Source organism: Pseudarthrobacter sp. (genome assembly GCF_036675385.1).
In the GTDB taxonomy this organism is placed as follows: Bacteria; Actinomycetota; Actinomycetes; order Actinomycetales; family Micrococcaceae; genus Arthrobacter.
Genome location: NZ_JAKFFD010000079.1, coordinates 1 through 3322, shown reverse-complemented (window position 1 = coordinate 3322; position 3322 = coordinate 1). Strand labels below are relative to the sequence as shown.

Sequence of the window (3322 nt, the reverse complement as noted above, 5' to 3'; positions counted from 1 at the left end):
CAGCGGGCTATTGGCCGGGCCGACCAGCTGGAAGGCCAGCCAGCCGCCCAGCGGGAAGCCAAGGAAGGAAGGTGTCCAGCGAAGGAATGACATGGGAATCTCCTAGGGGAAACGGCTTGTGTACGTTGTACGTTACGCTTAACGTACAATGTACACAAGAGCCCACGAGAGAGAGTTGAGTCCATGCCTGGAGCAGTGTCCGCCCCCCGCAGCCGGCGCCCCCGCAACTCCCTCACCGTCGAGGAAATCCTGGACGTGGCCGAGCGCGTGGCCGTAGAGGGGATCGAGACGTTGACCATCCGGGCCGTGGCCACCGAACTGGAGTCTTCGCCGATGGCGCTGTACCGCTACTTCAGCACCAAGGACGAGCTGGTCGACGCACTGTTGAACCGGGTGCTGGGACGCATGGAGCCGCCGTCGGAAAGTGCCAGCTGGATCCGGGACCTGGGCGTTTTCGCCCGGAACCACCGCGACATGCTCAACCAACACCAATGGGCGGTCACAGCGCTGTTCGCCCATCCCGTGCCCGGACCCAACGCCCTGCCGATCGGTGAGTGGGCGCTGCGGATCCTGGAGCGCGGCGGGATCAGCGGTGACGCGGCCGTGGCAACGTTCAGCGGCATTATCGGCCTAAACTATGGCTGGGCGTCGTTCGTGGTGGCGAGGTCCGGCGGCGCGGGGGAGACGCTGGCTGAGGACCTCGTGGACCAGGGCGTGGCGCAGGCCTTCCCGCTCACCGCCTCACTGGCTGGGCCGATGAGCCACTACGGCAGCATGGAGCACTATGAGCTGATACTTGGCCAACTCCTCGCCGGGATCTCCGTCACCGCATAACGGCGGCGACCGCGCTGATCTCGACCAGTGCCCCGGGCACGCCCAGCGCCGCGACACGCGCTCCGGTCACCAGGGCCGGTTCGTCGGACGCGAGTTCCGAAGCGATCGCCCCGTACGCCGCCGCGAGGTCCACCCCATCGACGAAGAGCACTGTCCATTGCACAACGTCGCCGAGGGTAGCGCCGGCGGCGGCGAGCGCGGTCCGCGCGTTCTCAAGGGCGCGGGCAGACTGGACGGCCACGTCGTCCTCCCCGACGAGTGCGCCGTCGGCGTCGACGGCGTTCTGGCCACCGACGTAGATGGTGGTCGCGCCGGGCGGCACGATGGCGACGTGGCTGAAGGCGGGGCTCGAGACGAGCCCCTGGGGGCGGATGCGCTGTATGGATGCCATGCCTGTATGTTCTCACCGACCCCAGGCCGAGGCGACCCTCGAAACATAGCGATGCTTCATCGGGACGGCTGCGTACTGCCTTCAAGCATTGCGGCACCGTTCATGCGCAGTTTGCACACGGGGATGCTTTGGCGGATAAGACTCAATCAGTCGCGCGGGAAACGCGAACGTCGCGCCGTGAAGAACACCGATCCATTACGCCTGGCGCAGATAACAACGGCCGGCATCCTGTGGGCCACGGGCGATGTGACTCCCTGGGTATCCTCCCGGGGCTGGTGGACCGTCCACGGCATGCTCACCGACGCGGGGTGCCTGCTCCTGCGGATGCTGCTGCTCCGCCAGGAAGGACTGCGCCTCCGGGACGTGTTCGGTCTCACCCGCACCAACTGGGGCACGCAACACCGGCTGCGGGCCGCCGGAGCACGGCACATCATCGCGGACTACGAAGGAATGGACGGGTTCAGCGCACGTATGCTCTTCGGCAGCTACGTGACGCCATAGCTGCCTAAACGTGTCGAAGCTCCGGTCAGTTGCTATTGACCGGAGCTTCGCCATTGAACGGCGGGTGAGCCTGGACGAACCACTCATCGTCGATGCCAAGGCGACGTCTTTCTTCCGGCTTATCCTCGTAGACCCGCCATTCGGTTAGTCCCTTGTGCGCGGCGACAGCCGTCCACAGCGCAGGTCCCTCGAGAGCGGAGAATCCTGGACACACCGTGCGGCCGACGATGGTGACCCTGTCCTCTCGCGCCAAGACGGCTTCGAAGATGTTCCTGTAGCCGGGAAAGGAGTCGAAGAAGCTGCGCCAGGCTTCGATGCAGACCGTCTTGCCGATGAAGGCGTTGCCGCCGGTGTCGATAAAGGAATGGTCGTTGGCCATGAGCCGGGCAAGCCCCGTCAGGTCCCGCGCGTTGATGGAACGGGGTGTTGGCGGTGGGTGGGGAACGCGACGTCGGTCGCTTGGGGACGCGACATGCTGCGCCCAAGCTGGTCCCGAACCGTTGAGCCAACGCGGCCCCCTTGAACGTCTGAGCGCGGCAGGGCTAGCATTGCCGGCACGGGCGCCGATGCCACACCTGGACAACGCGGTGCCGACGTCGATCAAGCGAGGAAACTGCCATGGGCGAGACATCTGCAGAGGCGTCATCAGCGGACCTGATGGTCGACCTGATCATCTCGCTGGACGGGTATGCCTCGGCGGAGGGGTGGCCAGGCTGGTGGGGTCTGGAGGGGCCGGAATACCTGGCTTGGCTCGGGCAGGAGGGGGAGAAGGACTACACGTTCCTCCTTGGGGCGAACACCTACCGGCTGATGTCCAGCATGTCGGAGGAAGCCGCGGCCGACGCCTCCAGCTTCTCCGAGGAGGAGGGGGCCAGCCTGACCGGCCTTGCCGCCGTGCCCAAGGTCGTCTTCTCCTCCACCCTGCAGGAGCCCCTGACATGGCCGAACGCGGAGCTGGTCACCGGGGACGCGGTCCAGGCCGTGGCGGAGCTGAAACGGACCAGGACCGGAACCCTGAGCACCCTGGGCAGCATCAGTCTCTGCCGGTCGCTGCTGACCGCCGGCCTCGTGGACAGGTTCCGGTTGGTCATCTTCCCGGTGATCACGGGCAGCACCGGCAGGGAACGGATCTACGACGGCTATCCGGACATCTCGCTCGAGATGGTGAACAGCAGGACTTTCGACGGCCGGCTCCAGCTGCTCGAGTACATCCCCACCGTCCTCAGCGGTCCGCTGGGTCGCGGTCCCACCTGAGCCAATCCGTGGAGTTCCCGCGTCAGTAGCTGGCGGGGGTTTCGCCGTCGCAGGGCTTAGTGAACGCGGCGGCGAGCGACTCGGAGCCGCGGGCGAGGATGGCGACGTCGGCGCCTACGAGGACAAAGGCGGCGCCGGCGGCCAGGTAGCTGCGGGCTGTGGCCGGGTTGAAGGCGTTGACGCCCGCTGGTTTCCCGGCCGCTTTTGCGGCGGTAAGGCAGTGTTCGACGGCGGCGCGCACCTTGGGGTGTTCCTGCTGTCCCAGCACGCCCATGGAAGCGGCGAGGTCGGAGGGTCCGAGGAAGATGGCGTCCACGCCGTCTACGGCCAGGATCTCCTCGA

The 3322-nt window shown here is 66.5% G+C and carries 6 protein-coding genes; 3 read left to right on the top strand and 3 right to left on the bottom strand.

What is annotated here, in order from left to right:
- Window positions 1–183 precede the first annotated feature (183 nt).
- Window positions 184–834, top strand: coding sequence for a TetR/AcrR family transcriptional regulator (locus V6M49_RS06600; protein WP_332760614.1), 651 nt, complete (start codon window positions 184–186; stop codon window positions 832–834).
- On the opposite strand, the gene V6M49_RS06595 is transcribed toward V6M49_RS06600, so the two are convergent.
- The gene (locus tag V6M49_RS06595; RefSeq protein ID WP_332760613.1) at window positions 824–1225 is read right to left on the bottom strand and encodes a RidA family protein; all 402 of its coding nucleotides are present in this window, start codon (window positions 1223–1225) and stop codon (window positions 824–826) included. The genes V6M49_RS06600 and V6M49_RS06595 overlap by 11 nt on opposite strands.
- Before the next feature lie 177 nt (window positions 1226–1402).
- Between V6M49_RS06595 and V6M49_RS06590 the strand changes: the two genes are divergently transcribed.
- Window positions 1403–1726, top strand: coding sequence for a hypothetical protein (locus V6M49_RS06590; protein ID WP_141140495.1), 324 nt, complete (start codon window positions 1403–1405; stop codon window positions 1724–1726).
- A gap of 25 nt (window positions 1727–1751) precedes the next feature.
- Here V6M49_RS06590 and V6M49_RS06585 read toward each other — a convergent pair whose 3' ends face one another.
- On the bottom strand, window positions 1752–2357 hold the full coding sequence (locus V6M49_RS06585) for a nuclear transport factor 2 family protein (RefSeq protein ID WP_332760615.1): 606 nt from the start codon (window positions 2355–2357) through the stop codon (window positions 1752–1754).
- Between V6M49_RS06585 and V6M49_RS06580 the strand changes: the two genes are divergently transcribed.
- The gene (locus V6M49_RS06580; RefSeq protein ID WP_332760612.1) at window positions 2345–2980 is read left to right on the top strand and encodes a dihydrofolate reductase family protein; all 636 of its coding nucleotides are present in this window, start codon (window positions 2345–2347) and stop codon (window positions 2978–2980) included. The genes V6M49_RS06585 and V6M49_RS06580 overlap by 13 nt on opposite strands.
- A gap of 22 nt (window positions 2981–3002) precedes the next feature.
- Here V6M49_RS06580 and V6M49_RS06575 read toward each other — a convergent pair.
- A partial coding sequence (locus V6M49_RS06575) for an aldolase/citrate lyase family protein (protein ID WP_332760611.1) occupies window positions 3003–3322 on the bottom strand: 320 nt, incomplete at its 5' end.

Bases quoted from the DNA above. Each gene is read 5' to 3' on its own strand.
- V6M49_RS06600 (WP_332760614.1), top strand. From the start codon at position 184: ATGCCTGGAGCAGTGTCCGCCCCCCGCAGCCGGCGCCCCCGCAACTCC.
- V6M49_RS06595 (WP_332760613.1), bottom strand. From the start codon at position 1,225: ATGGCATCCATACAGCGCATCCGCCCCCAGGGGCTCGTCTCGAGCCCC.
- V6M49_RS06580 (WP_332760612.1), top strand. From the start codon at position 2,345: ATGGGCGAGACATCTGCAGAGGCGTCATCAGCGGACCTGATGGTCGAC.
- V6M49_RS06585 (WP_332760615.1), bottom strand. From the start codon at position 2,357: ATGTCTCGCCCATGGCAGTTTCCTCGCTTGATCGACGTCGGCACCGCG.